This is a genomic window from Yoonia sp. R2-816 (assembly GCF_046762905.1).
GTDB lineage: Bacteria > Pseudomonadota > Alphaproteobacteria > Rhodobacterales > Rhodobacteraceae > Yoonia.
On sequence record NZ_JBKQXN010000138.1, the window covers coordinates 90,320 to 103,614 of the forward strand.

Consider the following 13,295-nt stretch of genomic DNA (forward strand, 5'->3'; position numbering starts at 1 on the left):
AACAATTGGGTATAGCGCACCTAACAACTGCGGCGCTTATGGGCAAGGTCAGGTCAGATGAAAAGGCGCATCCGCCACGATCCGGCCATTGACCTGCAGATGCAGATGGTGAGCACCGGGATGCAGGGTAAAGGTGGTCGCGTCATCCTTGAACCGATGGATCTTGCGCAGGGTAACAGACTTGTCGGCTTTGGCCTCCAACACCTTCATCTTGAATACTTTTGGCGCAGTCTTGCCATTCGATTTCACGAAATCAACGATGTAATCGACGATCATAGGGGCATCCTGCCGCGTGGTCAGCGTGACGCTGATCTCAGCGGTTTCGCCCCGCACAACCGTGTTCGGCGTGATGCTGAACTGCGACACATCAACCGCGATATCGGGACGATACCCCAGATGCATCATAGCCCCACTATGTCCGGCTTTGATTAGGCCGCGCAGGGCGTGGCGGCGCATCCAGTCCAGTTCCTTGCCTGCCTGCTTCCCGGTCTTTTGCCATGCCGACAGGCGGGCGATTACGGCATCAGGATCAAACTTTGTGATATCATTCAGATGGTTAGCGACCGACCGGGTCACGAACCGGGTTGGATCAGCATAGAGGCTGTCCAGCAGCGGCAGCGTATCCGCAGGTGTCAGCCCCACATTCTGCCCCCATGGCAACCGTGGCCTGGTGCCTTCGCTGACCAGCCGCCGCACATGGTAGTGATCATGGGTGATCCAATCCTGCATCCGTTCCAGCGTCGCCGCCTGATGATGGTTGAGGAAGGCCCGGATCGAGAACTCCATTGAAAACCGCTGCGTAATCTCTTCCAGCAGATCAAAGCTGCGGTCCAGATGGCCATGCAACCCATGGTTTTCAACATAAACACCCAGCGGCGCATAGATGAAATGGCCGAAATCATCGTCGCGCAGCGTCGGGTCGAGCGGTGGCGGCAGTGCACTCTGGATCGCGTCTGCGGCAGCGTCGAAATCCCCCGGCAGATAGCGCGCCAACACATCCGCAATCAGGTTGATCCGTGCCTTCAACTCCAACGACGGCATGTCAGCCATGACATCGGCCACGAAAGGGGCGGCCTTGAACACGCCAGCATCCTCGAAATGCTGGCCAAGCCGCCCTACCGTATCTGCGTTGAACAGATCATCCTTGAGGCTGAATTTCTCGGCCATCAGATCGTGGCGTTGATGGCACCACCATCCAGCACGATGTTCTGCCCCACGATGAACCCGGCATGCTGCGAACACAAGAATGCGCACATCGCCCCGAATTCCTCCGGCGTGCCATAGCGGCGGGCGGGGATCGTCGCCTCGCGCTGTGCTTTCGCGGCGGCCATATCAATGTCCTGTGCCTTGGCCACACCAGCATCCAAACTATCGGCCCGATCAGTGGCGTGAATGCCGGGCAGCATGTTGTTGATGATCACCCCATGCTGGGCGACCTGGCGCGATGTGCCGGCCACAAAACCGGTCAGGCCTGCGCGGGCGGAATTGGAAAGCCCCAGCTGCGGAACGGGCGCCTTGACCGAGCCAGAGGTGATGTTGATCACCCTGCCCCAGCCACGATCAATCATGCCCGGCATCAAGGCCGTCATCAGCGCGATCGGGGCCAGCATGTTGGCGTCCAGGGCTGCGATGTAATCATCGCGGTCCCAGTCCGACCACACACCAGGGGGCGGCCCGCCTGCGTTATTGACCAGGATATCAACACCTTCTGCAGCGGCCAGCAATTCGGTCCGCCCTGCATCGGTTGCGACATCTGCCGCAACGGTCACCACATCAACGCCATGTGTGGACCGTATCTGATCGGCGGTCGCATTCAGCGCCTCGGCTCCGCGGGCATTCAAAACAAGATTGACCCCAGCCTCGGCCAATGCTTCGGCGCAGCCCCGCCCCAGCCCTTTTGACGATGCACAAACCAGTGCGCGTTTTCCCTTGATGCCCAGATCCATGGCACAGCCTCCCCTTTTGGTCATAATTTCACCTAACATCGCTGACATGCTGCAGCAATGCGCGATAAGGGTGCAAAAGGCCGCTATGTGTCTGGTTAGCTCGGTATTTATGTTTTGACGGTACACTCACATATCATGTCTGCTCACGCTCAGAAAACGGACCTGTTCCGCGCCAATAGTTTCCGCGTCGTTGATGGCGTGGCGACAGGTGATGCTCTGGCCCTGCCGGATGCTCTGTTTCTGGATGACATCTACAGGCTGGATCACGGGGCAATGGCGACGACCATGCTTGCCGACACCGGTCGTTTTGTCGTCGCGGCGTGCGGCACAGCGCTACAGGCTCAGGCCTGTTTGCGCTTCCTGTGCGCCGATGGCTGGGCCAGCGATGCGCTGCTTTTGACCGACAATCATGGTCGGGGCCATCTGTGCCCCCTTGATCCCATCAGGCCCGGCGTGGCCTACCGCCTGATCCATATCGACCAAGGCAATCCGACGCGCAGATTCGCGCAGGCGACCGCGGCGTCATTTGTCGCGGGCACCCTGATCACCATGGCTGACGGATCGACACAGCCCGTGGAAATGCTGCAGGCCGGGGACAGGATCAAGACCCGCGATCACGGCCCACAAAGCGTCAGCTGGGTCGGACAACGTACATTGCGCGCACATGCGGCCAATGCACCAGTGACAATCAAGCGGCCGGGTCATGCTTTGTCAGCCCATCCGGCGCAAGGCCTGTTCCTGCAACCGACAAACAGCCCCGTTCAAGCCGCCGCCTTGATCGGCAATGCAGGCGCGTCGCAGCAAACCGGTGGGTTTGTCGATTATGTGCAACTGCAATTCGAAAAATCGTGCGTGATCAAAGTGCAAGATGTCTGGGCCGAATCCTGTTTGATGGATCTGCGTCCAGTGGCAGAGCAGCGCGTGACCGACCCGGCATTGATGCATGTTGGACGCCTGGTAGAAATGGCCAGAGCAGATGCCCGCTTCACTCAGGGGCTGACTGCCGCGAACGTGCCGTCAAATCGGTCCAGCTCTGACCCGTCAGAGATTGTGCCAAAGGCCACGCCGGCCACCGCATCAGCCGTTCGACCATAGAAATCGCCGGCAACATCACCACTCAGATCGTACTCAGTCGGGCCATCTGAAAGACGCCCGGTCAGCTTCGCCGCGAATTGGTAATCATCGTCCGGGTCTGCACCGGGATTGAGTGATCCGTCATAGATCTCCAACTCTCCCGACAACGCCCCTTGCGGCCCTGCAAACGCGCCGATCGTCCCGGATAGCGGCGGCAAGCTATCATCGAAATGCACCGTGGCCTGCAGGCGACCAAGATAGGGCGTGACGGCACCCGATGGGCCCAGTGGCAATCCCAGCCGCATATCCCCGACATAGCTGATACTGCCCTCTGTCGGCAGTTGATTGACAGGTGTTACGCCCGCTGCCGTGATATCGGCAAATGCATCATCGAACGCAGCAAGCCGCGCTGCTGCGCTTGTGCTGCTATCATCGCCGCTACCGCAGGCCGCCAGAAATGTGACTATGAAAAGCGTCCGCACCATACGGTCCATGCTGCCGGCGATATGCTTAACAGGAGGTTAAGGCGCGGACAGGCTTCCCTCACCAACCACCGTCACTACTGCGTCAGTGATCGTCCCATTGTAATTCACCTGCGCTTCAAGCGCGGATCCTGCAATGGCCGTAACCGGGTTGCCCAGGAAATCGCCGGTCACCGTCCCGTCGAGGATGAATGACTGCCCAGTCGCGATCAGCGCCCCTGAATAATCAAGCGACCATTCATTGCCGGGGCCGATGCTGCCATCGCTGATGGTCGCACTTCCACTATAGTCCCGCAGCACACCATCAGGGCCGGTGCCAAAAAAATTGCCAAAGGTCCCGGTGACCGGTTCGGCCCCGTCAAAATCCATGGTGATTGTCGCGTCGCCCGCCAAGACAGATGTGGCCGGGCTCGTCTCGGCCCGGATCGTGACCGATCCGGTGAAATCGGCGGTGCCGGTCGTGGGGATATTCCCCGCCTCGGTCATGGGCATGCCCATGACCCCCGCGCCCGGGTCACCCAGCACGCGCAAGCGTTGGGATTCGTAGATATCAATGCGCGACAGGCGCGGATCAATCCCGCTGCCGCCGCTATCACCACCGCCACCGCCGCCGCCGCAGCCCGTCAGCGCAAGCAGGGCGGCCATTACCATCACCCGCATCACTGCCCCTTGGTTTCAGACCTGTGCCCTCGTGCTATCAGCAAAACCCAAAGCTTCGGTTAAGCGCGCCCCGCATTGCCCTTTGCCTGCCAACCGCATAAAGCGTGCCACATGACAAATCGCCCCGCACTGCCCCCCGAAATCGCCCGCCGCCGGACCTTCGCGATCATCTCGCACCCGGACGCGGGCAAGACGACCCTGACCGAGAAATTCCTGCTCTATGGCGGCGCCATTCAGATGGCCGGACAGGTACGCGCCAAGGGTGAGGCGCGGCGCACGCGGTCGGATTTCATGCAGATGGAAAAGGACCGGGGAATCTCGGTCAGCGCCTCCGCCATGTCGTTTGATTTCGAGAAATACCGGTTCAATCTGGTTGACACACCCGGCCACTCTGACTTTTCCGAAGATACCTACCGCACGCTGACCGCTGTCGATGCCGCCGTGATGGTGATCGACGGGGCAAAGGGGGTCGAAAGCCAGACGCAAAAGCTGTTCGAGGTCTGTCGCCTGCGCGACCTGCCTATCCTGACCTTCTGCAACAAGATGGACCGCGAAAGCCGCGATACGTTTGAGATCATTGACGAAATTCAGGAAAATCTGGCGATTGACGTGACCCCTGCCGCCTGGCCCATCGGTGTCGGGCGCGATTTCATCGGCACCTACGACATTCTGCGCGACCGGCTGGAACTGATGGACCGGGCTGACCGCAACAAGATCGCCGAAAGCATTGAGATCAATGGGTTGGACGATCCGAAACTGGCCGAACATGTGCCCGCTCATCTGCTGGAGAAATTCCTCGATGAGATCGAGATGGCCAAGGAACTCCTGCCATCGTTGGACCATGAGGCGGTGCTGAACGGGTCGATGACACCGATCTGGTTCGGCTCGGCCATCAACTCTTTCGGGGTCAAGGAATTGATGGACGGAATAGGCACCTACGGGCCGGAACCACAGGTGCAAACGGCACAGCCGCGCAATGTGGCCCCCGAAGAACCCAAAGTAGCCGGTTTCGTGTTCAAAGTGCAGGCCAATATGGACCCGAAACACCGGGACAGAGTGGCCTTTCTGCGCCTCGCCTCGGGCCATTTCGAACGTGGTATGAAGCTGACCCATGTGCGGTCGAAAAAACAAATGGCGATCACCAATCCGGTGCTGTTTCTGGCTGCAGACCGGGAATTGGCCGAGGAAGCCTGGGCCGGCGATATCATCGGCATCCCCAATCACGGGCAATTGCGCATCGGTGACACGCTGACCGAGGGCGAGGCGATCCGGGTGACCGGCATTCCCTCCTTCGCACCGGAACTGCTGCAAACCTGCCGCGCGGGCGACCCGATGAAGGCCAAGCATCTGGAAAAGGCCCTGATGCAATTTGCCGAGGAAGGGGCGGCCAAAGTATTCAAACCCACCTTCGGGTCCGGCTTTATCGTCGGCGTCGTCGGCGCGCTGCAATTCGAGGTTCTGGCGTCCCGGATCGAGATGGAATACGGGCTGCCGGTGCGGTTCGAGCCGTCGCAATTCACCTCTGCCCGCTGGGTATCCGGCAGCAAGGACGCAGTCGAGAAATTCGCCGCCGCCAACAAACAGCATATCGCCACGGATAATGACGGCGACACCGTGTACCTGACACGCCTGCAATGGGATATCGACAGGGTCGCGCGCGACTATCCCGATGTGGCTTTGACAGCCACAAAAGAGATGATGGTGTAAGGGTTCATTAACCAATCGCCCACCAGTCTATGGCATGCGGTTTCTTGCCCTTTCTCTGCTTGTCTGCCTTGCGGGCTGCACACCCGGTGCGGATGTCATCAGCCGGTACGACGACCGGACCGGCTTCAATGAATTCTACACGCCCGAACACGAGATTTTTCGTGATCGCAAGGCGATCATGGTGGTTCGCCCTGTCATGATCGAGCGCAGCGGCACGCGTGCCTACGGCGTGCTGACAAATATCCGTCGCCGCGTCCCCAATGGCCCGATTGTCGAGACGATGTATTCAGGCAATGTTCAACTGCAATATCAACGACATGACCGGTTGCTGACCCATTGTATCGATGGCTGCCAGAGGGCCGAGGTGGGGGTGATCCACCTGACCGAGGCCGCATTTCGCACCGCCGCCCGTACCGGCCTGCCTCTGCGGGTTCAGGGACGGCGCGGCCGCTATGAAGGCATCGTGCCCGGTATCCTGTTCCGGCAGGTGCTGGATAGGCTAAGGTAGGCGCGAGCGGCAAATATCGCACCCTGTCAACGCCCCTCTTGTATTGCCCCCTCACCTTCGCCAACATGAGGTGGGTATATTTACGGGGGTAAATTGACATGAATACTGTATTGAAACTGATTTTAGTCGGAGCGTCAGGTGCTGTTTTGTCAGCGTGTGGAGGATCGGGGGGTGGCGATACTCTCGAACTTGTCGATCCGATGACGCTGCCAACCATGGGTGACGCAACTTATACCGGCTCCGTCAACTTTGCTCTCGATGAAGGATCTGGGCCAGTGACATTCAGTGGCGATGTCGAAGTTAGAGCAGATTTTATGAATAATGCGGTGGCAGGCGATCTGGAAAACTTCACGGATTCAAACAGTGACACCTACACTGGTGGTTTCACACTGATTAACGGAGACATTGATAGATCGGTCAATCCAAGCTTAGATTTTACAATCTTTGCTGATCTCGAGGGCAGCATTGAGAACGACCGTACGGCTGAAGTATACGAGGCTGAATTTGGAGATGCGGAACTTCTCGGCGACTTCTATGACGACGGAAACGCAACTATTCCAAGCACCGTTCGCGGCGAATTGGACGGCGGCCTCCAGAAAGTTGGTGGTAATTTTATCCAATTCGAGAACGGGTCGTCTTTCAACGCGACGCGTTAGGTTGGCAGAAATGCCGACTTATGACGTTTGATCTTAGTGATGGTGCATAGATGCCCCTCCAAAACCGCGTCCTGCCAACGGGCGAGATTGTCTCAGATCCCGCCCGCGGCACGCTGACCGGTAACCGCGGGATCATCCATCGCGATGACCGCACCCTCGGCACCGCGCGCTGGTCGCATCACGCCTGGATCTGCTGCACGCTGGACTGGCAGGGGCGCACGCGGCAGGTGATGACAGGCCGCAAATGGACGGAGCTGTTCTTTCTGGACGAGGCTGTGGCCTTTGCCGCCGGACACCGCCCTTGTGGCTATTGTCGGCGCGACGCCTATAACCGCTTTGCCGATGCCTGGGCCGCCCATACCGGAACCCGCCCCAAGGCCCCGCAGATGGACAAGGTGCTCCATGCCGCACGCGTGATACCCCGAAGCCGGACACAGCGGGTGCATCAGGCACCCATGGCTGACCTGCCAACCGGGGCGATAATCGACCATGCCGGGCGTGCCCATCTAGTCTCTGACCAACATCTGCATCCCTACACGCCAGCGGGCTATGACCTTGCCATCGACAGACCGGGCACGGGCATGGCCACGGTCCTGACACCCGCCCCGACGCTCGCCGTTCTGGCGCAAGCCTATCGCCCCATGATCCACCCCACGGCGGGCTTGTAAGGGATGGCGCGGCCCCCGATACTGGATCCAATCACCGGCAGATGGGCCAGATGACCAAGAATGATGAAACCTTTCCCGGCGGGATCCGCACCCTTCTGCCGCAATACCAGAAGCGGCGGTCACTCCTGACCCATGACGCGGGCGAAGATCTGGCCCCGATAGACGTCGATTTCAAGGCGCTCGCCAGCCAGCCATTGCCCCCACAAATCAACCCGCGCCCCGACGGGCTCAGCCGGGTCGCGAAGAAACGGCATATGCTGCTGGGGGAACTGGCGGGGCACACGGAACTGGCCCTGTTGCATGGGTTGCTGATTTCGCATCTGCGCAAGCACACCTATCCCGATCACGGCCCTGCCCTGTTCCTGCGGCTCTGGGCCGAGGAAGAGGATTGGCTGCTCGACAATCTGCCCACCCGCTGGTTGATCTCGGCGATCATCACCTTCGCCGATCACGGGCTGGAAGAGGCGGACCGCAAGCTCGCCCAATCCTTCAACATCCTGTTTTCGCTGATGAAAATTTACGAGGCGGAGCGGGCCTTTTCCGGCCTGCCCCCGCAGGAGCCTTTCAGGATCAAGGACCGCAACAAAGCCCCCCTGCCCATGGGGATGCGGGATTTTTCCATCCTCAACGGCGATCTGGAGGCGCATCTGCTGGCCCCCCTATGGCGCGACGCGAAACATGCACCCGCCACGGGGCAGTTGGCGCGGCACCTGCTGACGGCGCTGAACAACGACGACGGCACCGTCTTTCGTCGCTTTGCCCATATGCGCCGCGCGGCGGAAAAGGCCAGATGATACGGGACGTTACGGGGGCAGCCGCCTTGACGCAGCGCAGCAATTCCGCTATCCGCAGCCACGGCCAATCCGGCCCTTGATGCCCGGGACGCGCGGAACTTTGCGTCCTTCTCACCTTTGCGGACCGACCCGCAGAAACAGGACGTATATGACCAAATTCTCTGACATGAACCTTGATCCCAAGGTTCTCAAGGCCGTCGCCGAAACCGGCTACGACACCCCCACCCCGATCCAGGATGGCGCCATCCCGCCCGCGCTCGAAGGGCGCGATGTGCTGGGAATTGCCCAGACCGGAACCGGCAAGACCGCCGCCTTCACCCTGCCGATGATAACCCTCTTGGGCCGTGGCCGAGCCCGCGCGCGGATGCCCCGTTCGCTGGTGCTGGCGCCCACACGGGAACTGGCCGCGCAGGTGGCCGAGAATTTCGACACCTACGCCAAATACACCAAGCTTTCCAAGGCCTTGCTGATCGGCGGCACCAGTTTCAAGGATCAGGACAAGATCATCGACAAGGGCGTTGATGTGCTGATCGCGACCCCCGGTCGCCTGCTGGATCACCTCGAACGCGGCAAGCTGATCCTGACCGACGTGAAGGTCATGGTGGTGGATGAGGCTGACCGGATGCTCGACATGGGCTTCATCCCGGATATCGAGGAAATCTTCAAACGCACACCGTTTACGCGCCAGACACTGTTCTTCAGCGCGACCATGGCGCCCGAGATTGAGCGGATCACCAACACGTTCCTGTCCAATCCGGCCAAGATCGAGGTGGCGCGCGCGGCGACGACGAATGTGAACATCAAACAAGGCGTTGTGATGTTCAAAGGGTCAGCGAAACCCAAGGAACCATCGGAAAAACGCGCCCTGCTGCGTGCCCTGATCGATGCCGAAGGTGACGCCTGCACAAACGCGATCATCTTCTGCAACCGCAAGTCGGATGTGGATATCGTTGCGAAATCGCTGAACAAATACGGCTATGACGCCGCCGCGATCCACGGCGATCTTGACCAATCGCACCGGACACGCACGCTGGACAAGTTCCGCGATAATGAGCTGCGGTTCCTTGTGGCCTCAGACGTGGCCGCCCGCGGCCTCGACATTCCCGCCGTAACTCATGTATTCAACTTCGACGTGCCCAGCCATGCCGAAGACTACGTGCACCGGATCGGGCGCACAGGTCGCGCGGGCCGGACAGGCACCGCAATCATGATCTGCATCCCACGGGACGAGAAAAACCTTGATGACGTCGAATGGCTGGTCAAGGAAAGCATTCCGCGCCTAGAAAACCCGATGAAGGGCGCACCGGCCGGGGAAGAGACCAAGACCGAAGAAAAACCAAAGCGGACGCGTAATCGCCGGAAAAAAGATGATGAGGGTGAAGCACCCGAAGCGAAACCGGTCGAAAAGCCCGCGCAGGACGAAAGACCGCAGCGGGATGACAGACCAAAGCGCGAAGACAAGCCGCGTCAGGAACGTGCGCGAGGCGGACGCGGACGCGGCCGGAACGAGCCTGATGTGGTGGGCATGGGCGAGGATACGCCCGCGTTCATCGCGATGAGCTTTGAGGAACGGGCGAAAGTATGACAACGGTCGGGGCAAGCCCCGACCTACAATGCCTCGCAATTCATTTGCACCGACACCGCCCGGCAAAGCCGGGCATCGCCCGACCTCACCCCGGAGGGCGATTTTGCGGCGTTGCAAAAAAGCGCGACGTCGCGTGTTTTGGCAATGCAGCGCCGTTCATTGATGTCACAACGCCCTCCAGGTCGGGCGATGTCCTACTGTCTGATTGAGCATCTCGCCAAACTTACTTTCGGCTTTTTTCCAGTTTTGCCAGCACCCGCGTTAGCCTTCTTGTCTGACTGTCCACGCGGTGCCAGTTCCAAGCATTAACTGGGCCAAGTGCTGGCAAGGTTAGCTCCAATGCTTGAGCGCGTTTGAATGAGTTTGCATTGAATACGGCTTCCAAAACTCCGTCTTCAACTGCTTCGACATGAAAAGTGATCATTCCCCAACCAGAACACCTGTGTCGAAAGGAGGCTTTCGGAAACTTTTCCGGATTAAGTTCGATGCGTTCTGTTTCTACGTCGGCTCCGAAGTCGTCATAACGAATACCGAGAAACGAATAGTGCCGTGGTTCCGTGAGGTCGGAAAACAGCTTGTAAAGCACCATCTCCGCATCATCATACTTTTGAATCGTACAATTATTCTCAGAATAGACGTCAAAAACACGAACCGCGCCGCCATTAAAAATCGCTGTCGCCACCTTTTCCAGTTGATCGCTTGTTATCAGTTTCTTTGCCGGCAAGCCTGACTATCCCTTTATGAGACCCTTTCGTTCAGGGGCGAAAAAGCCTACCCCAACCTACTCACAATCACCGTCACCTCTGGCTTCTTGCCGATCTCGCCTTGCGCTGACTTCCGCGCGATACTCCGCAGCTCTTTCTCCAGCTTGTCATCATCCCGCAGCGTCTTGGCGTTGGCACGGTTCAGGAACTGGCTCAAGTCTTCCTCAACCACTTCGACCAGCGCCGCATTGTTGCGCCCCATCTCAGGCAGGCCGGAAATCTCAACCCAAGGCTCACCCAGCGGTTCATCGTTTTCATCAATGATCAGCGTCACGATCAGATGCCCGTTCAGCGCCATGCGGATGCGGTTGCGCACCACACCGTCCAGCGCGCCGATCTGTACCGTCCCGTCCAGATAGGTCCGGCCGGTGTCGATATATTCGGCCACCGTGGGCTGATTGCCTGACAGGTCGATCATCATGCCGTTGACCGCGACGATCCCGGTCAGCCCGCCTGCATTCCCGACCTTCACATGCTCGCGCAGGTGCCGGTGTTCGCCATGCATCGGGATCAGGATTTGCGGTTTCACAATTTTGTGCAGCCGCTCAAGATCAGGCCGATTGGCATGGCCGGACACATGGTATTTGCCGCCCGCATCGTCGATCACGTCGACGCCCAGTTCGGACAATTGGTTCATGATCCGGATCACGCCGCGTTCATTACCGGGGATGGTTTTGGAGGAGAACAGGAACGTGTCCCCTTCCTTCAATGACAACCCCAAATACTTGCCCTGCGCCAGTTGAGCGGACGCGGCACGCCGTTCACCCTGTGAGCCAGTGACCAGCAGCATTAGGTTTTCGCGGGGAATGCCCAGCGCATCCTCCGGGCTGACCGTGCCGGGGAAACCGTCCAATATGCCCTCTTCGGTCGCCGCCTCGACCATCCTGCGCATGGCGCGGCCCAGCAGGCACACGGATCGCCCAGCGGCCTTCGCTGCCACGGCCAGCGTTTTCAACCGCGCGATGTTGGATGCAAACGTGGTCGCAACGACCATGCCCGTCGCGTCCTGCATCAATTCGGTAATCGTCGGCCCGATAGAGGCTTCTGACCGCCCCGGCGCGTCCGAGAAGACATTGGTGCTGTCACAGACCAACGCCTTGACCCCGTCTTTTGAGACCTCTTCCCACAGCGCCTGATCCCACGGGTCGCCGACTACTGGGGTCTCGTCGATCTTGAAATCACCCGAATGCAGCACCCGTCCATCCGGGCTGTCGATCAGAAGACCCGCGCTTTCAGGGATCGAGTGGCTGATGGGCAGATAAGACACCTTGAACGGTCCGCAGCTGATCATATGAGGGTAAGGTTCAACCACCTTCACCACGCTTTCAGGATGGCCATGTTCGTCCAGCTTGCGCCGCGCGATATTCGCAGTAAAGCGACGGGCATAGACAGGTGCGCCGAGACGTTCCCAATAGTGACCGATGGCCCCCACATGATCCTCGTGCGCGTGGGTGATGAAGATGCCGTCGATCTGCCCCTTGCGCGCCTCCAGCCACGCGATATCAGGCAGGATCAGGTCCACCCCCGGCGTGCCGTCCATATCCGGGAAAGTCACACCCAGATCGACCACGATCAGCCGTTCCTTGCCTTGCGGCCCATAGCCATAGACATAGGCGTTCATGCCGATCTCGCCGGCGCCCCCGAGGGGCAGATAGATCAGGCGGTCAGTCATGCATTGTCCTTGTTGTACTTATGGATCACGGTTAGGCCGTGGATCGTCAGATCGTCCTCGAACGCATCGAAAAGCGCTTCGCTTTGCTGAAACAGGGGGGCCAGCCCACCGGTTGAGATCACTTGCATCGGCACGCCCCGTTCGGCCTTGATCCGCGCGCATATCTCACGCACCAGCCCGATGTAACCCCAAAAGACACCCGACTGCATGCATTCGACCGTATTGGTGCCGATCACCTTTTGCGGCTTGGTGATGTCCACATGCGGCAAGGCGGCGGCGGCATTGTGCAACGCCTCCAGCGACAGGTTCACACCGGGTGCAATCACCCCGCCAACATAGGCGCCGTCACTCGCCACCACATCAAAGGTCGTAGCGGTGCCAAAATCCACGACGATCAGGTCGCCGCCATGCCGGGCATACGCACCGGCGGCATTAACCAGACGGTCCGGCCCCACCTGTGTGCCTTCATCGACGCGCGGGTTCTGGGGCAGCAAGCAATCAGGCTTGCCCACCACCAGAGGCCTGCAATTGTAGTAGCGGTCCGCAAAGACCCGCAGATTGAACACGACGCGGGGCACGGTCGAGCTAATGATGATCTCATCAATATGGACATCCAGGTTCTGGAACCGCATCAGCGTGGAGAGCCAGACATAATACTGATCCGCCGTGCGCTGCCATTCGGTGCTGGCCCGCCATGTCGCGATGAACTGTTCACCGTCCCAGATGGAAAACACGGTGTTGGTGTTGCCGCAATCAATAGCCAGAAGCATGAGCCCGCC

Annotated in this window: 14 protein-coding genes; 7 read left to right on the top strand and 7 right to left on the bottom strand. The window is 59.4% G+C overall.

The annotated features are described in order from the left end of the window. Positions 1-48 precede the first annotated feature (48 nt). Both ACFWW2_RS04195 and ACFWW2_RS04200 read right to left on the bottom strand, forming a co-directional pair. Entirely contained in the window at positions 49-1,167 is a 1,119-nt protein-coding gene (locus ACFWW2_RS04195) for a DNA alkylation repair protein (protein WP_393926461.1), read from the bottom strand. After that, positions 1,167-1,946 carry an SDR family oxidoreductase gene (locus ACFWW2_RS04200; protein WP_393926578.1) on the bottom strand — a complete coding sequence of 260 codons (780 nt, stop codon included), beginning with the start codon at positions 1,944-1,946 and terminating at the stop codon, positions 1,167-1,169. The genes ACFWW2_RS04195 and ACFWW2_RS04200 overlap by 1 nt, the downstream gene beginning before the upstream one ends. Positions 1,947-2,081: 135 nt before the next feature. On the opposite strand from ACFWW2_RS04200, the gene ACFWW2_RS04205 reads away from it, so the two are divergent. Then, positions 2,082-3,041 (top strand): Hint domain-containing protein, encoded by a 960-nt coding sequence (locus ACFWW2_RS04205; RefSeq protein ID WP_393926463.1) that lies wholly within the window; start codon positions 2,082-2,084, stop codon positions 3,039-3,041. Here ACFWW2_RS04205 and ACFWW2_RS04210 read toward each other — a convergent pair. Both ACFWW2_RS04210 and ACFWW2_RS04215 read right to left on the bottom strand, forming a co-directional pair. Then, complete coding sequence (locus ACFWW2_RS04210; RefSeq protein ID WP_393926465.1) at positions 2,936-3,514, bottom strand: hypothetical protein; 579 nt, start codon at positions 3,512-3,514, stop codon at positions 2,936-2,938. The two genes, ACFWW2_RS04205 and ACFWW2_RS04210, sit on opposite strands and share 106 nt — an antisense overlap. 27 nt (positions 3,515-3,541) lie before the next feature. After that, a complete protein-coding gene (locus tag ACFWW2_RS04215) occupies positions 3,542-4,162 on the bottom strand; it encodes a hypothetical protein (protein ID WP_393926466.1) in 621 nt (206 codons plus the stop codon). A gap of 111 nt (positions 4,163-4,273) precedes the next feature. Between ACFWW2_RS04215 and ACFWW2_RS04220 the strand changes: the two genes are divergently transcribed. The 6 genes from ACFWW2_RS04220 (at position 4,274) to ACFWW2_RS04245 (ending at position 10,080) form a co-directional block, all read left to right on the top strand. Further along, positions 4,274-5,869, top strand: coding sequence for a peptide chain release factor 3 (locus ACFWW2_RS04220; protein ID WP_393926468.1), 1,596 nt, complete (start codon positions 4,274-4,276; stop codon positions 5,867-5,869). Positions 5,870-5,903: 34 nt separating this feature from the next. Continuing rightward, positions 5,904-6,377 carry a hypothetical protein gene (locus tag ACFWW2_RS04225; RefSeq protein ID WP_393926470.1) on the top strand — a complete coding sequence of 158 codons (474 nt, stop codon included), beginning with the start codon at positions 5,904-5,906 and terminating at the stop codon, positions 6,375-6,377. Positions 6,378-6,475: 98 nt separating this feature from the next. Continuing rightward, on the top strand, positions 6,476-7,033 hold the full coding sequence (locus tag ACFWW2_RS04230; protein WP_393926472.1) for a hypothetical protein: 558 nt from the start codon (positions 6,476-6,478) through the stop codon (positions 7,031-7,033). 50 nt (positions 7,034-7,083) lie between these two features. Beyond that, complete coding sequence (locus ACFWW2_RS04235; RefSeq protein ID WP_393926473.1) at positions 7,084-7,701, top strand: hypothetical protein; 618 nt, start codon at positions 7,084-7,086, stop codon at positions 7,699-7,701. Between the two features lie 50 nt (positions 7,702-7,751). Further along, on the top strand, positions 7,752-8,495 hold the full coding sequence (locus tag ACFWW2_RS04240; protein ID WP_393926475.1) for a hypothetical protein: 744 nt from the start codon (positions 7,752-7,754) through the stop codon (positions 8,493-8,495). A 148-nt stretch (positions 8,496-8,643) separates the two neighbouring features. Beyond that, the gene (locus tag ACFWW2_RS04245; protein ID WP_393926477.1) at positions 8,644-10,080 is read left to right on the top strand and encodes a DEAD/DEAH box helicase; all 1,437 of its coding nucleotides are present in this window, start codon (positions 8,644-8,646) and stop codon (positions 10,078-10,080) included. Between the two features lie 223 nt (positions 10,081-10,303). Here ACFWW2_RS04245 and ACFWW2_RS04250 read toward each other — a convergent pair whose 3' ends face one another. From ACFWW2_RS04250 to ACFWW2_RS04260, 3 genes are read right to left on the bottom strand one after another with little or no spacing between them, the layout of a single operon-like run. Next, positions 10,304-10,804: a hypothetical protein gene (locus ACFWW2_RS04250; protein ID WP_393926479.1), complete on the bottom strand. Its 501-nt coding sequence runs from the start codon at positions 10,802-10,804 to the stop codon at positions 10,304-10,306. 47 nt (positions 10,805-10,851) lie between these two features. Continuing rightward, positions 10,852-12,516, bottom strand: a complete 1,665-nt coding sequence (locus tag ACFWW2_RS04255; protein ID WP_393926481.1) for a ribonuclease J — start codon at positions 12,514-12,516, stop codon at positions 10,852-10,854. Beyond that, positions 12,513-13,286 (bottom strand): type III pantothenate kinase, encoded by a 774-nt coding sequence (locus tag ACFWW2_RS04260; RefSeq protein ID WP_393926483.1) that lies wholly within the window; start codon positions 13,284-13,286, stop codon positions 12,513-12,515. The genes ACFWW2_RS04255 and ACFWW2_RS04260 overlap by 4 nt, the downstream gene beginning before the upstream one ends. Positions 13,287-13,295: the final 9 nt, after the last annotated feature.

Coding starts and splice junctions, on each gene's coding strand:
- ACFWW2_RS04195 (WP_393926461.1), bottom strand. CDS start 1,167: ATGGCCGAGAAATTCAGCCTCAAGGATGATCTGTTCAACGCAGATACG.
- ACFWW2_RS04240 (WP_393926475.1), top strand. CDS start 7,752: ATGACCAAGAATGATGAAACCTTTCCCGGCGGGATCCGCACCCTTCTG.
- ACFWW2_RS04205 (WP_393926463.1), top strand. CDS start 2,082: ATGTCTGCTCACGCTCAGAAAACGGACCTGTTCCGCGCCAATAGTTTC.
- ACFWW2_RS04245 (WP_393926477.1), top strand. CDS start 8,644: ATGACCAAATTCTCTGACATGAACCTTGATCCCAAGGTTCTCAAGGCC.
- ACFWW2_RS04215 (WP_393926466.1), bottom strand. CDS start 4,162: ATGCGGGTGATGGTAATGGCCGCCCTGCTTGCGCTGACGGGCTGCGGC.
- ACFWW2_RS04235 (WP_393926473.1), top strand. CDS start 7,084: ATGCCCCTCCAAAACCGCGTCCTGCCAACGGGCGAGATTGTCTCAGAT.
- ACFWW2_RS04220 (WP_393926468.1), top strand. CDS start 4,274: ATGACAAATCGCCCCGCACTGCCCCCCGAAATCGCCCGCCGCCGGACC.
- ACFWW2_RS04225 (WP_393926470.1), top strand. CDS start 5,904: ATGCGGTTTCTTGCCCTTTCTCTGCTTGTCTGCCTTGCGGGCTGCACA.
- ACFWW2_RS04210 (WP_393926465.1), bottom strand. CDS start 3,514: ATGGACCGTATGGTGCGGACGCTTTTCATAGTCACATTTCTGGCGGCC.
- ACFWW2_RS04255 (WP_393926481.1), bottom strand. CDS start 12,516: ATGACTGACCGCCTGATCTATCTGCCCCTCGGGGGCGCCGGCGAGATC.
- ACFWW2_RS04200 (WP_393926578.1), bottom strand. CDS start 1,946: ATGGATCTGGGCATCAAGGGAAAACGCGCACTGGTTTGTGCATCGTCA.
- ACFWW2_RS04230 (WP_393926472.1), top strand. CDS start 6,476: ATGAATACTGTATTGAAACTGATTTTAGTCGGAGCGTCAGGTGCTGTT.
- ACFWW2_RS04260 (WP_393926483.1), bottom strand. CDS start 13,286: ATGCTTCTGGCTATTGATTGCGGCAACACCAACACCGTGTTTTCCATC.